This is a genomic window from Methylocapsa polymorpha (genome assembly GCF_045689225.1).
GTDB lineage: Bacteria > Pseudomonadota > Alphaproteobacteria > Rhizobiales > Beijerinckiaceae > Methylocapsa > Methylocapsa polymorpha.
This window is the reverse complement of the sequence record NZ_CP136862.1, coordinates 1,743,637-1,763,501: the sequence shown is the minus strand read 5'-3', so window position 1 is coordinate 1,763,501 and position 19,865 is coordinate 1,743,637. Positions and strand designations below refer to the sequence as shown.

At 62.0% G+C, this 19,865-nt stretch carries 13 protein-coding genes and 1 pseudogene; 4 read left to right on the top strand and 10 right to left on the bottom strand.

Going from position 1 to position 19,865, the window contains the following annotated elements; genetic code table 11:
* Nucleotides 1-346: 346 nt before the first annotated feature.
* Complete coding sequence (locus RZS28_RS08145; protein ID WP_407340815.1) at nt 347-1,093, bottom strand: outer membrane protein; 747 nt, start codon at nt 1,091-1,093, stop codon at nt 347-349.
* Nucleotides 1,094-1,195: 102 nt separating this feature from the next.
* Complete coding sequence (locus RZS28_RS08140; protein ID WP_407340814.1) at nt 1,196-3,646, bottom strand: TonB-dependent receptor; 2,451 nt, start codon at nt 3,644-3,646, stop codon at nt 1,196-1,198.
* 765 nt (nt 3,647-4,411) lie between these two features.
* On the opposite strand from RZS28_RS08140, the gene RZS28_RS08135 reads away from it, so the two are divergent.
* Together RZS28_RS08135 and RZS28_RS08130 are read left to right on the top strand one after the other, a co-directional pair.
* Nucleotides 4,412-5,611, top strand: coding sequence for an efflux RND transporter periplasmic adaptor subunit (locus tag RZS28_RS08135; RefSeq protein ID WP_407341076.1), 1,200 nt, complete (start codon nt 4,412-4,414; stop codon nt 5,609-5,611).
* The gene (locus RZS28_RS08130) at nt 5,608-8,844 is read left to right on the top strand and encodes an efflux RND transporter permease subunit (RefSeq protein WP_407340813.1); all 3,237 of its coding nucleotides are present in this window, start codon (nt 5,608-5,610) and stop codon (nt 8,842-8,844) included. Before RZS28_RS08135 ends, RZS28_RS08130 begins: the two co-directional genes overlap by 4 nt.
* 209 nt (nt 8,845-9,053) lie before the next feature.
* Here the strand turns inward: RZS28_RS08130 and RZS28_RS08125 are convergent, their stop codons facing one another.
* The 3 genes from RZS28_RS08125 to RZS28_RS08115 all read right to left on the bottom strand — a co-directional run bounded on the left by RZS28_RS08125 (nt 9,054) and on the right by RZS28_RS08115 (nt 13,161).
* The gene (locus RZS28_RS08125; RefSeq protein WP_407340812.1) at nt 9,054-9,791 is read right to left on the bottom strand and encodes an outer membrane protein; all 738 of its coding nucleotides are present in this window, start codon (nt 9,789-9,791) and stop codon (nt 9,054-9,056) included.
* 558 nt (nt 9,792-10,349) lie between these two features.
* Nucleotides 10,350-11,909: an MDR family MFS transporter gene (locus RZS28_RS08120; RefSeq protein WP_407340811.1), complete on the bottom strand. Its 1,560-nt coding sequence runs from the start codon at nt 11,907-11,909 to the stop codon at nt 10,350-10,352.
* Entirely contained in the window at nt 11,896-13,161 is a 1,266-nt protein-coding gene (locus RZS28_RS08115; RefSeq protein ID WP_407340810.1) for an HlyD family secretion protein, read from the bottom strand. The genes RZS28_RS08120 and RZS28_RS08115 overlap by 14 nt, the downstream gene beginning before the upstream one ends.
* Before the next feature lie 76 nt (nt 13,162-13,237).
* On the opposite strand from RZS28_RS08115, the gene RZS28_RS08110 reads away from it, so the two are divergent.
* Nucleotides 13,238-13,927 carry a TetR/AcrR family transcriptional regulator gene (locus RZS28_RS08110; protein ID WP_407340809.1) on the top strand — a complete coding sequence of 230 codons (690 nt, stop codon included), beginning with the start codon at nt 13,238-13,240 and terminating at the stop codon, nt 13,925-13,927.
* Here the strand turns inward: RZS28_RS08110 and RZS28_RS08105 are convergent.
* A pseudogene (locus RZS28_RS08105) lies at nt 13,927-14,151 on the bottom strand (DDE-type integrase/transposase/recombinase); the annotation flags it as partial. The gene RZS28_RS08110 and the pseudogene RZS28_RS08105 sit on opposite strands and share 1 nt — an antisense overlap.
* 304 nt (nt 14,152-14,455) lie before the next feature.
* Between RZS28_RS08105 and RZS28_RS08100 the strand changes: the two are divergent.
* Entirely contained in the window at nt 14,456-14,875 is a 420-nt protein-coding gene (locus RZS28_RS08100) for a hypothetical protein (protein ID WP_407340808.1), read from the top strand.
* A 24-nt stretch (nt 14,876-14,899) separates the two neighbouring features.
* Here RZS28_RS08100 and RZS28_RS08095 read toward each other — a convergent pair whose 3' ends face one another.
* Genes RZS28_RS08095 through RZS28_RS08080 form a run of 4 tightly spaced genes read right to left on the bottom strand, consistent with a single transcriptional unit; the run spans nt 14,900 to nt 19,856 of the window.
* Nucleotides 14,900-15,925, bottom strand: a complete 1,026-nt coding sequence (locus RZS28_RS08095; RefSeq protein ID WP_407340807.1) for a polyprenyl synthetase family protein — start codon at nt 15,923-15,925, stop codon at nt 14,900-14,902.
* Between the two features lie 7 nt (nt 15,926-15,932).
* Nucleotides 15,933-18,026: an FAD-dependent oxidoreductase gene (locus tag RZS28_RS08090; RefSeq protein ID WP_407340806.1), complete on the bottom strand. Its 2,094-nt coding sequence runs from the start codon at nt 18,024-18,026 to the stop codon at nt 15,933-15,935.
* 11 nt (nt 18,027-18,037) lie between these two features.
* Nucleotides 18,038-18,934, bottom strand: a complete 897-nt coding sequence (locus RZS28_RS08085) for a DUF3237 domain-containing protein (protein ID WP_407340805.1) — start codon at nt 18,932-18,934, stop codon at nt 18,038-18,040.
* Nucleotides 18,927-19,856, bottom strand: a complete 930-nt coding sequence (locus tag RZS28_RS08080) for an encapsulin (protein WP_407340804.1) — start codon at nt 19,854-19,856, stop codon at nt 18,927-18,929. The genes RZS28_RS08085 and RZS28_RS08080 overlap by 8 nt, the downstream gene beginning before the upstream one ends.
* Between the last annotated feature and the right edge of the window lie 9 nt (nt 19,857-19,865).

The window sequence follows — 19,865 nt, the reverse complement described above, 5'->3', positions numbered from 1 at the left end:
AAGCCCAGCAGTTATTCCAACGCCATAGATAAGGGGATTATGGGTCACAAAATCAATGCTCCGCCCCCCGGACTCCGGCTCGGAGCCGGAAAGCTGCAAGCCGAATGGCCAATCAGCACGTCAATTCAAGCTCAAAATTTGGCGACAACCGGCGTAAGCGGCGGCGCAAGGCCGAATTTATAGCTGAAGGCGAATATTTTCGTTGAATTTGTATTGCAGGTTGACGATTCACACTACCCCATTGCGGTAGTTTGTCTGGCCGCCGGTGTCGGTGGGGTCGCCCCCGCCGACGGGCGGGGCCTTACCGTTGGTGGCTCCTTAAAAGTAGAAGTTTGGGCCTGTTGGCTTAATATTTGGCGACGACAGGGGCCGGAGCCGCAAGGTCGAATTTGTAGCTGAAGCCCGCCTGTACCTGATTCTCCGTAAGGCGGCGATTCACAAAGGCTCCGGGCGCGATAGCGTAGCTGAGGGACGTTGGATTGAAGGTCCGTCCGTGGAAGTCGGAATAACGATATTCGACGCGGACCGACCAATTGGGGGCAATGGCGTATTCGAGGCCGCCGCCGAGCGTCCAGCCGACACGTGTGTTCGCCGTCGCGTCATAGCTGTAAGGCGATGCAAGGTCGGCGTTTATGCTGGCGAACGCGACGCCACCGGTGGCGTAAAGGAGCCAACGCTCTGACCCCACGACGCCGAGACGCGCGCGGATCGAGCCCTGAACATGCGAGCTCTGCGCGTAGTTGACCGGCAGGAGCCCGACATTGGTCGAGAGCGATTTGTTGAGGTTGAGACCGTCAACCGAGCCTTCGAGGCCGACGACAAACTGGTTGACCTGCAGATTATAGCCGACATGCGCGCCGCCGATAACGCCGTCGCTCTCGTAGCCATAGCTGGCGTAATGCGGACCGTAACCGATCGAGCCGTTATTGTTGGCTTGAGCCCAGCCGATCTGGCCACCAGCATAAACGCCGGTCCAGGTGAAGTGCGGAGGGACATAGGCCGGCGGCGGCGCAGGCGACGGAAGGTCGGCCGCAAGGGCCGAGCTCGCCATCATGGCGGCGCCGACCGTGGCGAGAAGCAGGTGACGAATCATAAGGTATCTCCTTTCAGGGGGACTGTTTCCATTTTTTACAGCGGAATGGTGCGAGAAAATGTGGTCCACGATGCGAATCCGCCCTGCGCATCAGGGCCTGTGTCAGAGGGTGACGAACAGCGTTCCGCCGATCACGCGGGGCCCATACGTCGCGATGCCGACGGTCGTCGGGGCCGTGCTCGAGCCCACGGCCCAGGAGGTGTAGGGCCGCGCGTTGAAAATGTTCTTCGCCCAGAAAGTCAGGCTGTATTTCTTGTCGTCCGTGCGCACGCCGATTCCGAGATTGACGATCGTGAACGCCGGCTGCCAGTACTGGGTGTATGCGAGCGGGCTCGAGAGCTGCGTCTTGTTTTGCCAGTCGAAATCGCCGTAGGAGAACCAGGAGAGCGGGGCCGCCCGCAGTTCGGGTCCGAGGTAGCTTGCCCAGTCGCCAAGCTGATTCAGCGTCAATCCGAGCGGTTGATCATATGTGACGCCGCCCGCGACGCTCCACCATGGAATGCCCTCGACTCGGGTGTTAGAGCGCGACGCCGTTGAACTGCTCGACACCGCATAATCGGCCGGCGCCGGCGCATCCGGGTAAGTGATGTAGCGAAATCCCGTATAGGCGCCGGTGACGTGGAAAGCGAGATGGTCTATGGGTTCCCAGCGATTGACGAACTCGATGCCATTCAGCCGAACATGCGGCACGTTGCCGAGATAGCTCTGGAGGACCTGCGTGCCGCCCACCTGGAGCACTTTCGTGGCGGTAGTCTGGTAATTATAAATGTCGTTCCAGTAGAAATTGACGTTGGAAATGAGCCTCATGTCGGGCGTCGTCGCCTTGAAGCCGATTTCATAATCCAACGAGGTCTCCGGCTTCGTGAACAGCGGCGCAAAACTGACAATGTTGACGCGGGTCGAGTCAAAGACCGGGGTAGCCTGCGTGTTCACGGAAGGCGATTTGTCGCCATAGCCAAAAAGCCCGTAGACCATAAGATTATCATTAAACTTGTATTGCGGGTTGACGATGCCGACCTCGCCGTTGTGATAGTTGGTGAAGCCGCCCGAATCGGCGTAGCCGTAATAGCCGACGGCCCTCATCGCGGCAGCCTGCTGCGCGCAGGTGTATATCGCGCCGGTCACGCATTGGGGAATATAGGTCGATGAGCCGTAGCGTATCTCATAGGCGTCGCGGACACCGGCGGTGACGGCCAGATGCTCATCGAAATGCCAGGTTCCCTGGGCATAGGCCGCGATCTGGAAGTCCTTCGCGTGGTTCCACCATTTGTTCACCGCGCCGGCGAGCAACGCCGGCTGGCCATAAAAAGCCGCGGTGTCCGTGCCCGCGGTGCCGTGGTGCATCTTGTCCCAGAGGTTCTCGTAGAACGAGTAAAGGCCGACCGTCCATTCGAACTGCTGGCCCTTCGGCGAGGACAGGCGGAACTCCTGCGAGAACTGGCCGCCATAGGTGTCCATGTCGCCGGTGCCGAAGCCATATTGAAGATTTTGGTTGTCAGAGAAGCCAAGGTTTTGCCAACTGCCATAGCCGCCGGCGGTTATCGAGGTGAAGGTGTTCTCGCCCCACTGAATATTAGCCTCGTTCGACAACTGGTAGATCTGCAGGGGATTGCGTCCATTGCGCGCGAGATAGGGCGCATAGGGGTCGGTCGTCAGCACCGGCCTGCCGAGCCTCGCAGCGACCCGCTGGAAGAAGGTCTGCCCCGTGGACAGCACGCCATTGTTGTATTTGAGGCTGGTGTCGCCGATCGTGCCCGTCAGATAGTCATCGTGTTCGTTCGCGCCCGTGAAGCTGAAAATCAGGCGGTCCGTAACGCCCTCGCCCACCCCAAGCAACTGGACTCTCGCGCCGCCGCGATTGGTGTCCATCACGGTGCCGCCGGCGCTCCCGTAATTTTGAATCCAGCCGGCGCCGTGGTCGCCGTAAAGGGTGACGCGATAAGCGAGGTGACCGTCGATCAGCGGCCCGGTCGAGACGATCTTTTCGGTGAAAGTGTTGTAGCTGGCGAAGCTCGTCTCCAGCGTGGTCGACTGAGTGAAGGAGGGCGGCGCGGTGTGGAAGCGGATGGCGCCGACATTGGTGTTCTTGCCGCCGTCGGTGCCGGTCGGTCCGAGCTGGATCTCGAAAGCGTCCAGGTCGACGAGGTCGCCGAAAGTGAAGCCGGCAAAACCCCAGTACACATTATCGACGTAATAGCCCGTGGACGAGGCGGAGCCCGTGCCGCCGGAGCCGCCGACGCCAATGCCGCGAATGGCCATGCGCGACTGGCGCGGCGTGGTGGTGTTCGGCCTGTAGTTCGGCACGAGTTGCGACACTTCGTTCAGCGTCTTGATCTGCTGTTCCTGGATCGTGGCGCCGGTGACGACGTCGCCCGAGCGCGGGCGTTTCGTCATTACCTCGTCCATCAGCTTCTCGCCGGGACTCTGGTCGTTGCCCATCGCGTCGTCGCTCACCACAACATCCGCGACCGTGCCTTCGATCGCCGGGGCGTCTTGGGCGCGCGCTTGATATGTTGGGGAGCCGAATGCGACGCCCAGCGCGTAAGGCGCCAATGAAGCCCCCGACAACAACCATCTTCTGAATTGCTTAGACTTTCCGGCCATAGCCCTCTTACCCCTGCTTTTTTGTTTTCTTGATTTCACGCTGCGCTGGGCCTTGCGCGACCCGGGATGGGAGCATGCGCTGGCCTCGGCATATTCCTAGTATTTCGATCTAGTCTATAGAGTCGATAGACATAATGCCTAGCTATGGAAGGGCAGGCTGGAGAGTCAATAGGAGCGGCCGGAAGGGGCTGCGGCCTCCGCTAAAAAATCTCTACGTTATCATCCTGATTTTTTTAGATATTGGCTTTTCGGTTACTGAATATCTGGGCTGCAATTGGAGCAGGAACTGGCGATGCGTGTTAATTTTGCCACACGATAAATCGAGCGCCAGCGCCGAAATCCGGATAATTTGCCCCCTACGCGCCGCTGAGATCGTCGCCTTCGCTTAGAACGCGGACGCGCCAGACCGAAGCAGTTGACTATAATCCTATAGATTTAATATAGTTATGGCCGCCTGCGAATGACGCTCGATGGGTCGCGCCGGCGCCGTCCGCGATAGCGAGGGTCATTGGCGCGGATCAGGCGCGACCCGCCCTCAGCCTAAACAACGCATAGGGAAGCTTGGCCATGAACAAAACCGCCGAGACGAGGCTCCCCCCAAGCAGGCTCGCGCGGCTGACGTCACGATTGAGATTGCTTTTCCAAAACAGAATCGATGCGTTTAGGATTTACCCAGATGCCGGCAAAGCTGGAGCGCTTTGCTTAGCCGCAGTCTTGGCGGCGGGAGCCGGCGGCTATTGGGCCGGCCGTCATGGCGTCGAGCGGCTTGGCGCGTCCAACTCGCCCGATAAGGCGAGCAGAGCGGACTCGCCGAAAACGGCCGGCAATAGCGAAAGGCGCATAGTTTTTTACCGCAATCCAATGGGCCTTCCGGATACCTCACCGACGCCCAAGCAGGACTCGATGGGAATGGATTACATTCCTGTCTTCGACGGCGAGGACGACGACGGCTCCGTCATCAAGCTCTCGCCCGGCAAGCTGCAGCGCAGCGGGGTGCGCTCTGAAATCATCGCCAAACACGTGGTCTCTCGGCCTTTGCGCGCGCCGGGCTCTGTGCAACTCGACGAACGGCGCGTTTCGCTGGTGTCCACAAGGTCCGACTCCTTCATCGAACAAATCGAAAATGTCACGACTGGAGATCGGGTCCGCAAAGGGCAGGCGCTGATGCGCCTCCACTCGCCGGAAATTCTGGCCGCATCGACTCAGTTCATCGCAAACATCGGGTCGGAAAGCGCCAGGCGCCGACTCGAAAATCTGAATGTTCCGGCGGAAGCGATCGCGGATATGGAGCGCTCGCACAAGCTTGCTTACTCGCTCGCCTGGATCGCCCCGCGTGACGGAATCGTGCTGGAGCGCAACGCCGTCGAGGGCATGAAGGCCGCCGCAGGCGACGCGCTTTTCCGCATCGCGGATATTTCGACGATCTGGGTCCTCGCCGACGTGCCCGAGCATGAATTGAATTTGGTCAGGATCGGCGCCCCGGCTCAGATTCGGGTCCGGAGCCTGCCGGACCGGGCCTTCGGCGGGCGCGTCGGCCTCATCTATCCGCAGGTCAACAGCGCGACGCGCAGCGCCCGCGTCCGCGTCGAGATCGCCAATCCGGACGGGCTCCTGCTGCCGGACATGTACGCCGAAGTCGAGATCGCGACAGGGCGGCCCGAGCCCGTGGTCGCCGCGCCCGACAGCGCCTTGATCGACACTGGCCTGCGCCAGATCGTCATCGTCGATAAGGGGGACGGCCGTTTCGAGCCGAGGGAAGTGAAGGTTGGACTCCGCGGCGCGGGTCTCACCGAAATTCGAGAGGGCCTGGAGAGCGGCGATAAAGTGGTTGTCGCGGCGAATTTCCTGATCGACGCCGAAAGCAATCTCAAGGCCGCGCTCAGCGGCATGGCCGCGGCGGAGGCCGCGCCATGATCGCAAGGCTTATCCGCTGGTCCGCCCGCAACCTTGTCCTGATTTTCGTCGGGACGGCTTTCGCCGTCGCGGCCGGTCTTTATGCTCTGCGCACTCTGCCGCTCGACGCCATACCGGATCTCTCGGACCTTCAGGTCATTGTTTATACGACCTATCCGGGTCAGGCGCCGCAAGTGGTCGAGGACCAGGTGACCTTTCCCTTGACGAACGCCATGTTGACCGTGCCACGCTCCAAGGTCGTCCGCGGCTTTTCGTTCTTCGGCGCATCTTTCGTCTATGTCATTTTCGAGGACGGCGTGGACCCTTATTGGGCGCGCAGCCGCGTGCTCGAATATTTGAACGCGGCGGCGCAACGCCTGCCGCCCGGCGTCACTCCGAGCCTCGGGCCGGACGCAACCGGCGTTGGATGGGTCTACCAATACGCCCTCGTGGCGAAAGACATGACCTTGGCGGAGCTGCGGTCGCTGCAAGACTGGGTCGTGCGCTACGCGGCGTCCAAGGCCGAAGGCGTGGCGGAGGTCGCGAGCGTCGGCGGCTTCGTCAAGCAATACAACATTGTGGTCGATCCGCTTCGGCTTCGCGCGCAAGGGATTGCGCTGTCGAGGCTCCGCGACGCGGTGCGCGCCAGCAACATGGATGTCGGCGGACGCACGGTCGAGCTCTCCGAATTCGAATTCATGATCCGCGGCCGAGGCTATTTGAAAAGCGTCGTGGACATAGAGGATATCGTCCTCAAAACCGATCGAGGCGCGCCTTTGCGCCTCAAGGATGTCGCGCGCGTGGAAATCGGGCCGGACGAGCGGCGCGGCATCACAGAGCTCAATGGCGAGGGCGAGGTCGTAGGCGGCATTGCGATGCAACGGTTCGGCGCCAATGCGCTTACCGTCATCGAGAACGTCAAGGCGCGGCTCGCAGCGATTGCGGCCAGCCTGCCGAAAGGCGCCGAGATCGTTCCGGTCTATGATCGCTCCCGCCTCATCGAGGCGGCGATCGAAACGCTCCGCAGCGCGCTTGTCGAGGAAAGCCTGATCGTCGCTTTGGTCTGCGTCGTCTTTCTGCTCCATCTGCGCAGCGCGCTGGTGGCGATTCTCATGCTGCCGGTCGGGATCCTGCTCGCCTTCGCGGCTATGCGGTCGATCGGCCTTGGCTCCAATATCATGAGCCTCGGCGGCATCGCCATCGCGGTCGGCGCAATGATCGACGCCGCCATCGTCATGATCGAGAATGCGCATAAACATCTCGAACGGGCGCCAAAGGACAAGCCGCGAGTCGAAATCCTGGTCGAAGCCGCGGTCGAAGTCGGTCCCGCCTTGTTCTTCAGCCTCCTCGTCATCACTGTCTCCTTCCTGCCGATCTTCACGCTTGAATCACAGGAAGGCCGGCTCTTCGGCCCGCTCGCCTTCACCAAGACTTTCGCTATGGCGGCCGCGGCGCTGCTTTCGGTTACATTGGTCCCAGCGCTCATGGTCATTTTCGTTCGCGGAAAGATCGTTCCGGAGCGCAAGAACCCGATAAACCGGTTGCTGATCGCCATCTACCGGCCTGTCATTCGAGGCGTGTTGAGCGCGAAGGGCCTCACCATCGTCGCCGCGCTGGCTATCGTCGGCGCGAGCCTATGGCCGGCGAGTCGGATCGGCAGCGAGTTCATGCCGAGCCTCGACGAAGGCGCGCTCTTGTATATGCCGACGACATTGCCGGGGCTCTCCGTCACCAAGGCGACGGAGCTGCTCCAAATCCAGGACAGGATCATCAAATCCTTTCCCGAGGTCGAATCGGTCTATGGCAAGGCCGGTCGAGCGCTCACGGCGACCGACTCGGCGCCGACCGAAATGTTCGAGACGATCATCAATCTAAAGCCGAAGGCCGCCTGGCGGCCCGGCGTCACGATCGAGAGCCTCAAAGCGGAGATGGACAGAGCGCTGCAATTCCCGGGGATCTCGAACGCCTGGACCATGCCGATCCGCGCTCGCATCGACATGCTCTCGACGGGCGTCCGCACGCCGGTCGGGGTCAAGATATTCGGCGCCGATCTCGTTCAGATGGAAAAGATCGCGCGCGAGGTTGAGGCCGTCTTGAAACGACTGCCGGGCACGGCGAGCGCTTACGCCGAGCGGGTGAACGGCGGCTATTTCCTCGACATTTCGCCGGATCGCGAGGCGCTCGGCCGCTATGGCCTCGCCGTCGGCGACGTGCAGGATGTGGTCGCCAGCGCCCTCGGCGGCGAGTCGGTCGCCATGACCGTGGAAGGCCGGGAAAGATATAGCGTCAATATCCGCTATCCGCGCGAATTGCGCAGCACTACGCAGGCGATCGCCGACGAGATCGAGGTCCCGCTGCCGAATGGAGGAACCGTGCCGCTCGGCGAAGTCGCCAGCGTCAAGCTCGCCCGCGGCGCGACTTCGATCCGCACCGAAAACGGCCAGCTCGCCGTCTATATCTTTGTCGACATCAAGGATCGCGATCTCGGCGGCTATGTCGCCGAGGCCCAGGAGGCGGTGGCGAAATCCGTCGCACCGCCGCCAGGCTATTCCATTGGCTGGAGCGGGCAGTACGAATATCTGCAGCGGGCGGAGGCGCGGCTAAGAATCGTCGTGCCGGTGACATTGCTCATCATCTTCCTGCTGCTCTATCTCAACTTCCGGACGCTCACGGAGACGCTCATTGTGATGCTCTCCCTGCCTTTCGCCTTGGTTGGCGGGATCTGGCTCATGTGGCAGCAGGGCTTCAACATGTCGGTCGCGGTGGCGGTCGGATTTATCGCGCTTGCGGGCGTCGCGGCGGAGACCGGCGTCGTGATGCTGATCTATCTCAATCAGGCGATGAAGGAGCTCAAAGCCGAGCGGCTGGCGACCGGCCGGCCCTTCACCCAGGCGGACGTCACGGAGGCGATCATGCTCGGCGCAGTCGAGCGAGTGCGCCCGAAGATGATGACTGTGGTCGCGATCATGGCGGGCCTCGTCCCCATCCTTTGGAGCGCGGGCGCGGGCTCCGAGGTCATGCAAAGAATTGCCGTTCCCATGATCGGCGGGATGATGTCCTCGACCATCCTGACCCTCGTCGTCATTCCAGCCATCTTCGGGCTGATCGAGGGCTGGCGGCTCTCCAACAGCGCCGCGATGGCGGCAGACCGCGTCGATCTCAAAGGCGTTGTTGCGCGGGTGCGGCGAGGTCAGGCGTGCCCGTCCGCGGAGAGCTTCAGTCCATTGCAGCTGTTGGGGAGGGGAAAGCGGTAGAAGGCCGCTCAGGCGCCTGGAAAGATTTGACCGGGAGATCATACGCTGGATAGCGCTCTACGTCCGGCTTTTTGTTTCCTTGAGTGCGAAAGTTGTGCGCCGGCGCCCTTTCAGCTTCTGGCGCAGAAAAGGCCGAGGCCGTGTCGACGCAATTCAAAACAGTCTCGGCTTATGGCGCTTCAACACAACAAGCCGAATGGCCACGCGGCTCAATATTTGGCGACCACCGCGACGGGCGCAACAGGTGGCCACCTATAGCTGAAGCCGATCTGGACCTGATTTTCTCTCCAGCCATGGGTTTGATAGGCGTTTGGATAGTAGATCGGGCCGTCACGGAAGCTGCCGAAATTCGTGTAGCGATATTCGGCCCGCACCGACCAGTTAGGGTCCAAGGCATATTCCAGGCCGCCGCCGAATGTCCAGCCGAGCGTGGCGTAAGAAAAGCTGCGGCTACTGCCAAGGATGTTATAATAGTTGCGCACCCAGGCATATTCAGCGCCACCCACCGCATAGACGAGCGTGCGGTCAAAGGTATATCCGAGGCGCGCGACATAAGCGCCTTGAACCGGGGAGGTGGTCGTCACATTATACGGTGGAGCAAACAGCGGCTGGGTTGTTTTGTTGAAGGTCGCGGCGTCGATCTGCCCCTCGAAGCCAAGAACGAATCGATTTATTTGCCAATTATATCCGACATGGCCGCCGCCTAGGAAACCCTGCGTCACGGACGAACTCGAGACAGTGATCGGCGTAATGGCTAACGCGCCAAGCGGGCCGGCCAGAAATACATCGCCGGAGTCTTCTCCCCACGCGTAGCCGACCTGGCCGCCGACGTAGGGGCCCGCCCAGATGACAGGCGGAGGCGGAAGCGCTACGGCCGGAAGGTCTGCGGCGAGCGCCGACCCGGCGAGAGCGGCCGCTCCGGCCGAGGCCAATAGAAGTCTTTTCAATATTGCGCGTTCTCCAAGGTTTTGGGTGTTGGCGCCGAAGCGTCGGCGCAGACGGTGAGGCTGAGGCAAATTTGAAGAGCCGCCGCGCCGCGCTTGGCGGGCGACGCTGTTCGTTGATGAATTTGCATTGCATTCCTTGTGTTGGCGCAGCCGCCGGTTGGAGTTTTTCGTCAAACTATTGGAGAAGGCTGCTGCCTGAAATTGGTGCGAACAACGTTGCTTAGAACAGCCTATAAAATCGATAGATAGAATCAAGTTAATATCGGGAGCTGGTCAGCAATTTCAAAGCGACATGTGCAAAAATGTCACGGTCTTCCCGCGGATCGGTCGACGGAGACCCTCGCCTCCCTGGGGAGAACAATCGGATAGGAGCGGAGCCTGGAAGCTGCTTCCGAGCGCCTGCGACGTCGCCTCACGTGCAACATCCTTGGCGCTTTATGATTGAATGAGGGGGAGGATCTCAGATGATCCTTACGGCCCTGGCGCCGAAGCCCTCGGGCGATCTGGACGGCGCGGCGAACAAGCCATCCTCATGCGCCTGCAATAGGCGCGGGATCGCTAATGCGCTTCGACCGGACCACTGGACGGCCTCGGCTTTCGCAGAAGGACGATCGCGCTAAGGCTGATGATCAGCCCGACGCCGACGATCCAAAACGCGTCGGAATAGGCCGACACATAGGCCTCTCGCCGAACCCCGGCGGCGATCGACATTAACGCCTGCGCTTTGGCGACGATGGGATCGGCGATCGCGCCCCGCGCTCCGGCCATCAGCATGGCGATCCGCTCCTGCGTTCGCAGGGCGTTTTGCGTCATCGCTTCGGCGAGGATCGAGAAGTGAAACTGTTCGCGCCGCTCGATGACTGTCGAAAGCAGCGCGATGCCCACCGATCCACCGAGGTTGCGCATCATGTTCGACAGGGCCGAAGCGTCGGCCGTATCGCGCGGGGGAAGATTGGCGGTCGAGAGCTGCGACAATGGGATGGAGAACAACGGTTGGCCGGCGGCGCGCAGAAGCTGCGGCAGGATCAATTGGTCCATGCCGACGTCATGCGTCAGGTTCACGTTCATGAAGCAGCTCGATGCAAAAAGCAGAGTGCCAACGACGACGAGGATGCGCGGATCGAATCTCTTCATCAGGAACGGCATGGCCGGAAACAGGACGAGCTGCGGCAGGCCGCTCCACATCACGACATAGCCGATCTGCTCGGCGTTATAGCCCTGGATTTGCGCGCAATAGAGCGGGATCACATAGGTCGAGCCGAGCGAAACTGCGCCAAGCACCGTCATCAGCGCGCAGGAGGCGCCGATCGTCGGATTGCCGAGCACGCGTAGATTGATGAAGGGCTTCGCCGCCGTCAGCTCGCGCAGGATGAAGCAGAAAATGCCGACCGCGGCGATGATGGACAATCGGCTGATTACGGTCGACTCGAACCATTCCTTCCGCTGCCCTTCCTCGAGCACGAAGGTCAGGCTGGAGAGGCCGATCGCCATCGCTCCGATTCCGAGCCAGTCGCCTTTCGGCAACTCCGCCCACCGGATCGCCTGTTTCGGCAAGGCGGTGAGCTGGATGATGGCGGCGATCGGACCCGGAATGAGGTTCAGATAGAAGATGTAATGCCAGGAGAAATTATCCGTCAGCCAGCCGCCGACCGTCGGGCCGATGGCGGGAGCAAATGTCGCCGTCAGACCGAAAAAGGTGATGCCCAAGCCTTGCTGCGACTTCGGCAGGCGGGTGCGGACAATGGTGATGGCGGTTGGTATGAGGACGCCGCCGGTGAAGCCCTGGCCGGCGCGAAAGATGATCAGCTGCGTCAGCGAAGTCGAAAGCGCGCAGGCGATCGAGAAGCCGATGAAGAGTCCCGTGTTGACCGAAAGATAACGCCGAAGGCCAAAGATCGATCCAAGCCAGCCGGTGAGCGGAATCACGATGATCTCAGCCATCAGATAAGCGGTCGAGATCCAGCTGCCTTGCTCCGCCGACGCGCCGATCGCGCCTTCAATATTGGCCAGCGAAGAATTGGTGATCTGGATGTCGAGGATTGCGGTGAAGGCGCCGAGAATGGCGCCCGCGACCGCCAGCCAGTCGCCGAGGCCGGCCTTTTCCTTAGCGCCTTGCATCTTCAGCCTTCAAGGCGCCGAGCATGATCGTCTTCGAGGGGCTGGGTTCGCCTTGGTCTCGCGTGTCGACCATCGCCTCGGCCGAGAGACCAGGCCGCAGCCGTTGGATCAGAGGGTCGCCGTCGCCGAGAACGATTTTGACAGGCACGCGCTGGACGATCTTGGTGAAATTGCCGGTGGCGTTTTCCGGCGGCAGCAACGCGAATTGCGCGCCGGTTCCCGGCGCGAAGCTGTCGATGCGGCCGTGAAAGACATGATCGCCGAAGGCGTCGACGATGAAGGTCACAGCCTGTCCTTCGGCCATTGCGCCGACCTGGGTCTCCTTGAAATTGGCGATCAGATAGATCGCGTCGCCCATCGGCACAAGGGTCAGGAGATTCGAGCCCGGCTGAACGAGCTGCCCCTTGCGCAGCGATCGGTCGCCGACGACGCCGTCGATCGGGGCGATGATCGTCGTATATTCGAGATTGAGCTTTGCCTGTTCGAGATTGATCTCGGACCGCTGCAGGCTGGCGCGCGCCGCGGCCTCGAGCGAGCGCAGGCCTTCGGTTTGTTTCTGGGCGGCGTCATAAGCGGCCTTCGCCTTGTCGAGCGCCGCCTGCTTCTGCAGAAGATCGGAGGTCGCCTGATGCGATCTCTGCACCGTCCCCGCGCCTTTTTGCAGAAGGGAGCCGTAGCGCGTCTGTTCTTCCGTCGCGAAGTCGAGAGCCGCTGTGACTGTGGCGACATCCGCCTTGGCTTCCTCGATCTTCGCCTGCTGCTGAATCAGCGCGGACGCGACGCCCTCCAGACTGGCGCGCGACTTGTCGAGGTCGGCCTGAGATTGCAGAAGAGCGACCCGATAATCGCGCTCGTCGATTCGTGCGAGAACCTGACCCGCTTTCACCGGCTGATTGTCGGCGACGAAAACCTCAGAGACAAAGCCGCCGACCTTCGGCGCCACCACAACCTTGTCGGCCTGCAGGAAGGCGTTGTCGGTCGTCTCCTCGAAGCGTCCGTCCGTCCACCAATGCCAGCCGAAGCGGCCGCCCGCTCCGAGCGCGAGCAGGAGCGCAAGGACGAAAAACCCTCGCCTGCGAAGGAATCGCTTGAGGGGCGCCTTTCCGGCAAGTCCTGCTGTATCGTTCTTTTCGGAAGAGGGAATTAAGGGGGCGTCCCGGCGCAGACGAAGGACGGCCTCGCCACTGATGACGGAGTCATTCTCGCGCGACGGGGATATGGGGCGGCTGAGAGAGCTTGCGGATGGGTCCATGGATCTGCCATAATAAAACGGAACGGTATCGTTCTATACTTTTGATCGGCTTTAGGCAAGCTGGATTTTGAAAAGCATGATGAAAACCACCTCTGACCAGACGCGCGCAGAGAGGCGGACGGCCGAAGCGCATCCGCGATGCGGACGCCCGACCAAGGCTGCGGCGGCCCAGCGCGACGAGCGGCTGCTTGAGATCGCGGCGGAAATGTTCATGCAGCATGGCTTCGACGCCACGTCGATGGAGCGTCTGGCGGAGGCGGCGATGATTGGGAAGGCGACGCTTTATGCGCGCTATGCCGACAAGGGCCAGTTATTCGCAGACGTTTTGCGCCGGCGCATTCTTTTGGTCTATGGCCCGCTGGAGGCGGAATTCGCGAAGGGGCTCAACGGCAAGAGCCTCGAGGAGACGCTCTTGATACTGGCGCGGCGGTTTATCGACCTCAGCGTGGCGCCTTCGTCAATCGCTTTGGGCCGCATTCTGGCGGCGCAGGGGGAGCGTTTTCCGGAGCTCGGCAAGCTTGCCGTCGAGGAAGGGTTGAACCGGCAGATCAGGCTCGTCGAGACAATTCTCGTTCGCTTTTCCGCCGCGCATCGCTATGCGATGGACGATATGGCGCTCGCCGCGGATCTGTTCCTCAGCATTGTGCTTGGCCGGATTTCGCGAATGGCCTTGCTCGGCGTTCAGATGGAGCCCGACACGCTTGATCGCCGCATACGCGAAGCGGTGCGGATATTTATGCGGGGCCTCCTCGTCGACGCCGACTAAGCCATATACAAATATTTCCAGGCCCCCTTGACCTTCACATAGGTCTCGTCCAATCGCCAGCTGGAGCCGACTGGGCGCTTGTGGGCGCGAAATTGCTGTTCAAGTAACGGTGCGTACTTGATCACCCGGCGATTGAGGGTGGAGTGGTCGACCTTCACGCCGCGGTCCTCCATCATTTCCTCGAGCTGCCGATAGCTCGTCGGACAGGCGATGCGCCAGCGCACGCCCCAGAGGACCGATTCCTGTTCAAATGGCTGCCCTTGAACTCGATCATCGCGCCGCCCTACCGGATCCATTCCCAGTGATCATAGCCCAGGCGTCCGTCCCGTACAGCTTGCGACAGATCCGCTGCAAAAGCCTCATCGAAAGGCCATCCGATCAGACCATTGACCCGGCCGCATGATCGAGTAACCTCGTCATCCCGGAGATCGCGCCAAAATCAATTCCAACACAAACGGGACGGGGCATAGCGTTAATCCGACACTGACACTGGGGATCTGAGTGCCGTATTTTATTCGTCGACCATATATGGAAGTGGGCACGTTACAGCGGACGGAAGGGAGTGCTGACGAGCCGGATTTACTTCAGCTTGCCAAGAACGTCCTGGCTGTCGAAACGGGCCAGGCCATTGAGGCCCCGTTCCGCTTGCGCGACGCGCTCCAACCCGGCGGCTGCGGCGCGATGGTTCTAGAGCTGGCGCTCGACGAGTACGCCTCTCCACTAACCATCAACATCACAGCGAGCGCCCTTGTAGGGGCAGGTTCCCGGATTGGCGTCGATTCAATTTGGATCAGCCCGTCGACTGTCACGCTTCGTCCCGCGGAGCCTGCCCAGATCACAGTGACAATAGTAGCGCCGCTCGACGCGCGGCCGGGTCTCTATGTTGGAACTCTTTCGGCGACCGGCGACGAGACCTTCGTGGCGCCGCTCCAAGCGGAAATTTGCTGAAGCGGCTGGCAACCGCATCATCGTTCAGTCATCCCGTTCGGTCATGAAGTCGAGGCAATGCGCGACGAAGTCCCTATCTTCGCCGGAAGCCTCGGCGAACGCGGAATGAAAGGCGGTCCGGGCGCCGTCGACAAGGCTGGCGGCCGCATTGTGCGCGTATGCGACACAGTCGTGCCGCTTCATCGCGCCAAATACCCATGCGACGTCCGCTTCGCTGCGTCGGCTTCGCGGCAGGGCGAGGAGACGCGACAGCCGCTCACGATCCGACTGATCGACCAAGCCCGCGAGCCGAGTTAGCATCAAGGTCCGTTTGCCTTCGTAAATATCACCGAATATCTCCTTGCCATAGCGCTCGCGCGACCCGGTCAGATTGAGCACGTCGTCGCGGATCTGAAACGCGGCGCCGAGTAAGAAGCCAAAAGAATCGAAGTCGTCGAGGCGCACGCCGTCGGGACGGGCGATCAACGCGCCGATGCGGCAGGGGTGGATGAAACTGTACCAACATGTTTTCTTTAGCGTCATCCGCAAATAGTCTGACGGACCGACCGAGAGATCATTGTCCCGGATCCAGCCAAGCTCAATCGCCTGCCCTTCGAGGGACTCCGCAACCAGGTGATCGAACTCATCGAACACGCGCCACGCGGTTTCGGGGCCTAAATCGGCGACGTTGCGCCGAAGCAGGCGAAACGCGCTCGCCATCATCGCATCGCCGGCGTTGATGGCGAGAGGCGCTCCCAACTCGGCGTGGAGGCACGGGACTCCGCGCCGGCTTTCGCTTTGGTCCTGGATGTCGTCGTGGATGAGAAAAGCGTTATGGAGAAGCTCGAGAGCGGCGGCGGAGGTCAGGGCGTCCTCGAGTTGGCCACCGAACGCGCGGCAGGTGGCGATAAGGAGGGCCGGCCGGAGCCCCTTGCCGGAGCGGGCGCAGAATTCGCGCATGGGTTGGTAAAGATGCGCCCGCGGCTCGCCGTCAGGCAGATGTTCAAGCAGCGTATCGCGGGCAAGGCCGCCGTATTCGGCAAGTCGCTTGAGAAAGGCGCTGCGGTCCATCGGCCGGTCAGGCTTTCTGAGTGATGCGGATGCGCCGCCGCGGCCGCCCGATCCCCGTCGCCGCCACGCCAGCGGATTTGAGGAAATTCTTGTCGTCAGGGATCGGCCCGTCCGCTAACGCCATGGCTGCGGTCTCCGCCGCGGCGGAGACTATGCCGACGCCCGGAGCCGGCGCGCCGAGACCGGGCAGACCATCGCCGAGACCGCGGAAGACGCTCGCGGGCAGGCCGATCATCGACAGCGCCCGCGCCGAGATGGGGTAGGAAAGCGGGCCGCCAGGCGTCGAGAGCGCGTCGGCGAAAGGCCCGACGGCTGCGAGCGGCCCGGCCCAGCGCCGCCCGCCCGTGAGCCCACTCGCATCCTGGCCCATGGCGAGCACCGCTTCCGCCGCCTTGGCGAAGCGGCCGTCCCAGGCCAGCCCGGCTCGGTAGCGCGCGCGGTCATAGGCGCGGAAGGGCGCCAGCGCGTCGGGCTCGTGCAGATTCCAGACAGCGCAGCGCGGAAGGTCAGATCCGCTCCGGTCCAGGATCGCGTTGACGGCGCGGCGAGCCGCCTCGTTCGCGCCCTCCATGGTCGCAAGGTCAGTGAAGGTCCGGACGTAGTCCGCGGCTAGAACGAAATTGGGGATCGCCGTAGCCGCCTCAGGCCTCAGCCGCCACGTGTTCGCATTGTTGACGAGCAAGGGCTCGACGTCGGCTTCGCGGCCAGGATGCGACGGATCGTCCACGATGTCCGGGTCGAGGAACCAGAAATGCAGATCCTCGTCGGTCAGGAGAGCGCCGCCGCCCACGTTCAGGCTGCGCTTGAGCTGCAGCCAGGTCTCATCGGCGATCTCCTGACGCGTACAATCGATTGCAGCCTTGCCGTTGAAGCCTGGCGTATCCCACTGCGAGATATCGACCGAGAGGACCCCTCGAGTCCTGCCGTCGCCCCACTCGGCGAAGTCGATTCCGGTCCAGAACTGCCGCTGTGAGACGGCGGTCAACGCCCAGGGGCTATCGATAAAAATGATGTGGCCATGGGTTATCGGCACATCGCGCGTGAGGTAAAATTGTATGCCGTTCATCCATTGCACGCTGTTCGACAATGGCGCGAGATTCGCGAGGGACGGATCGAGCGCCTTCATCGCCGGCGTGAGCAGCAACGCCATTCGTTCAACAGGCAGCGCGCCGATGAACCAATCGCCTCTCGCGCGGATAGTCCGGTCGCCGACCCGCACCGTCGCGCCCGCGATCCGGCCGTCGGCGACATGGATCTCCCTCGCCTCGGCGCCGAAATGATAGGTGAGGCCCATTGCGGTCAGATATTTGAGCCAGGGCTGGATCCAGACGTCGTTGGTCGGCCCGTTCATTACCCGGTCCGACGCGATGCCGGGCGTCATGATGCCGAAGAGAAGCTGCACGAAAATGTCGCCGATCGTCTTCACGCTCGCTACTCGCGCTTTTGCGGCGACGAGAGAGCGGGTGATGCCGATCGCGAGCAGCTTTTGGTAGGCTTCCGAGCGATCTTCCGCCCCGACGAAATCCCACCAGTCCATTTTCTCGTATTCTTCGAGGCGCCGTTCCTCGCAAGACGTAATGATGCGCCAGACGCAGCCGGCGAAATACTCGATGTCAGCGTAGGGAATGCCGTTGCGCGGCGATATCGCCCACAAGAAACTCTTCAGCGCGGACGCGAGTTCGTAGGCGTTCTCAGGAAAGCGCGAAGGAAGTTCGATTCCAGCCTTATCATAGCTGGCGACCAGAACCTGCGTCGTATTCACGAGATTGTCGAGGACAGTTCCGCTTCCAAATGGGATGCGCCGTAGTGTGTCTGTAATGTGACGGTAGAAGTTCGGGAAAAAACGGAAGCCGTGCTCCCCGGGCAGCCATGGCCGCTTTCGTCCGAGCGCATTGGCGGCGAGCTTCGCGCGCAAGGCGGAGACATGCTCGTTCTTGCCCCCATGATCGCCTAATCCCTCGAGCACCGGAATGCTGCGCGCCTTGCCCCCTGGTATCTTCAGCTTCTCGAAGACCTCGACCTCGAACCCTCGTTCAAGCAGTTCATGGGCCGCGCTGAGACCTGCTACTCCGCCGCCCAGGATCACGACTTTCTGCGGCATGGCGAACCCCTTCAGACTTCTGCGGCGGGCTTCGGCCGCAGCGCGTAGAGGTCGTATTCGACGAGATACCGCTCGAGGTTTACCTCGCCAACGCTGAAGCATTGAAGGCGGTTTAGCCAAAGCAGGCGCGGCTCGGCCGTCAGGTAGCGCGGCGCGAAGCGAAGCGGCGCGCGCTTCGGGCCGCCGCCGGCGGCGAGCGTCCGGTAACCGTCGGGCCCGAAATCGACGACCCCGCTGTATTCAGTGAGAACGACCCCGCCGCCAACCGGCTTGATCAGGGCGTGGATAGCGGCAATCCCTACGCCATCCGGGCGGATCCGCATCCAGTCGCCGCCGCGGTGGAGAATCTCGCCCGTTAGGGCCGGTCCGTCCACATGGCCGCCGCCGCTGAGCGCGAACACCATGCGAAGTCCGTCCGGCGTCTCGCCAACCGGGTTCTCGTCGCGCTCGACCGGCGCGGTGACCCGGAACAGGAACTCTGGCTCGAAGACGAACCGCGCGGCGTGCGCAGGCGCGATACCGCCGCCCGCCGAGGCTTTGGCCGCAGACGGGGCGATAGCCGTCTGCGGAACAAGCGGCGTAAAAGGGACCCTACCCTTACGCGGATCCGCCTCTCGCCCCGAACAGGACAAAATTGGGATGAATGCGAGATCTGCGCCCTCCGGCTGCGCCGGCAAGTCGATGGCGAACAGCTCCTCCCCGCCGGAGCGGACTGCGTGGCGCAGCCGGTAGCCCCTCGCGAGCCGCTCCGCGCCGCCGTTCACGGTGTACGCGACCTTGACCACGTTGGAACGATGCGACGGCCGCGCTCCGACGACGACTCGCGCCCCGAGCCCTTGTCGAGGGCTCGAGACTAGGTCCGCCGCGTCCCAGCGCAGCGTGAGCCCGTTCGCGGTATATTCAGGCATCGCCGGCGATGCCGGAGGGGGGAGCCTTACGCTGGATGAGGGCGACCGCGTCCCAATCCTTGACCCGCAGCACGAAACGCTGTGCAATACGGAACGCGTGCTGGCCGTCAAGCATCCCTTGGAGATAGCGGACCGAAATGTCGTTCGGCACGACGATTTCGACCGGATTGCCTTGCAGCGAGATCACCAGGCCCTTTCCCAGCTGAAGACTGCTGGACCGCAGCAGTGGCCCATCAAGGAAGGGCGGGATGCTTTCGGCCGGCAGAACCATCGAGTTCTGGATCGGCCTATTGATCTCCGTAAAGAGATCGTTGGCGAGAACGCACGCATAGGGTTTGTAGTAACCCCGCCTTTCGAGGTCGGCAATTGCGCTGACGACTGCGCGGAACACGTCAGGTCCAAACACCCCAGGGTTCGCGTCATCGATCTGCGGCGACGATTCGCGGGCGTGGCTGACAAGGCCGTCATAGCTGTTCGCCCCCGTGATAGTGTAGACCGGCCGCACATGCTGGAGGTTCGAGGGCCAGCCGTTGAAGATGATCGAGTCCTCGACCCGCGCGACAATCTTCGCGGCGCGTGAGAACAGGACGGAGGCTGCCGCCAGTTCGGGATCCGCGATCATATGATTCTTGAGGTACACATTGACGGCCACGGTCGCGATGCGGAGCTGGTCGTAGTCATCCACCCGCATGTACTGTTGCGTGGCGCCCGTCGCCGCGGAGGGCGACGCCTCGCCGGAGAGCCCGTCGGGCAATGGCTCGAAGGAAAGGCGGTCCTGCGGCACGGTCACCGTTGAGCCGGGCAACGGCCCATAGAGAGGCAGAAACGACGCCGCCTCACGGGCGCGTAGAGCATCGTCATGAACGATCTGGCGGATCTTTTCCCATTGATCGTCGGTCAGGCCCGGTCCGCAGTCGCTCATGTTCCCCCC

What these genes read in the sequence shown, in the direction of transcription:
- RZS28_RS08080 (WP_407340804.1), bottom strand. Translation starts at nt 19,856, where the DNA reads ATGAGCGACTGCGGACCGGGCCTGACCGACGATCAATGGGAAAAGATC.
- RZS28_RS08130 (WP_407340813.1), top strand. Translation starts at nt 5,608, where the DNA reads ATGATCGCAAGGCTTATCCGCTGGTCCGCCCGCAACCTTGTCCTGATT.
- RZS28_RS08095 (WP_407340807.1), bottom strand. Translation starts at nt 15,925, where the DNA reads ATGGACCGCAGCGCCTTTCTCAAGCGACTTGCCGAATACGGCGGCCTT.
- RZS28_RS08145 (WP_407340815.1), bottom strand. Translation starts at nt 1,093, where the DNA reads ATGATTCGTCACCTGCTTCTCGCCACGGTCGGCGCCGCCATGATGGCG.
- RZS28_RS08085 (WP_407340805.1), bottom strand. Translation starts at nt 18,934, where the DNA reads ATGCCTGAATATACCGCGAACGGGCTCACGCTGCGCTGGGACGCGGCG.
- RZS28_RS08100 (WP_407340808.1), top strand. Translation starts at nt 14,456, where the DNA reads ATGGAAGTGGGCACGTTACAGCGGACGGAAGGGAGTGCTGACGAGCCG.
- RZS28_RS08090 (WP_407340806.1), bottom strand. Translation starts at nt 18,026, where the DNA reads ATGCCGCAGAAAGTCGTGATCCTGGGCGGCGGAGTAGCAGGTCTCAGC.
- RZS28_RS08120 (WP_407340811.1), bottom strand. Translation starts at nt 11,909, where the DNA reads ATGCAAGGCGCTAAGGAAAAGGCCGGCCTCGGCGACTGGCTGGCGGTC.
- RZS28_RS08115 (WP_407340810.1), bottom strand. Translation starts at nt 13,161, where the DNA reads ATGGACCCATCCGCAAGCTCTCTCAGCCGCCCCATATCCCCGTCGCGC.
- RZS28_RS08110 (WP_407340809.1), top strand. Translation starts at nt 13,238, where the DNA reads ATGATGAAAACCACCTCTGACCAGACGCGCGCAGAGAGGCGGACGGCC.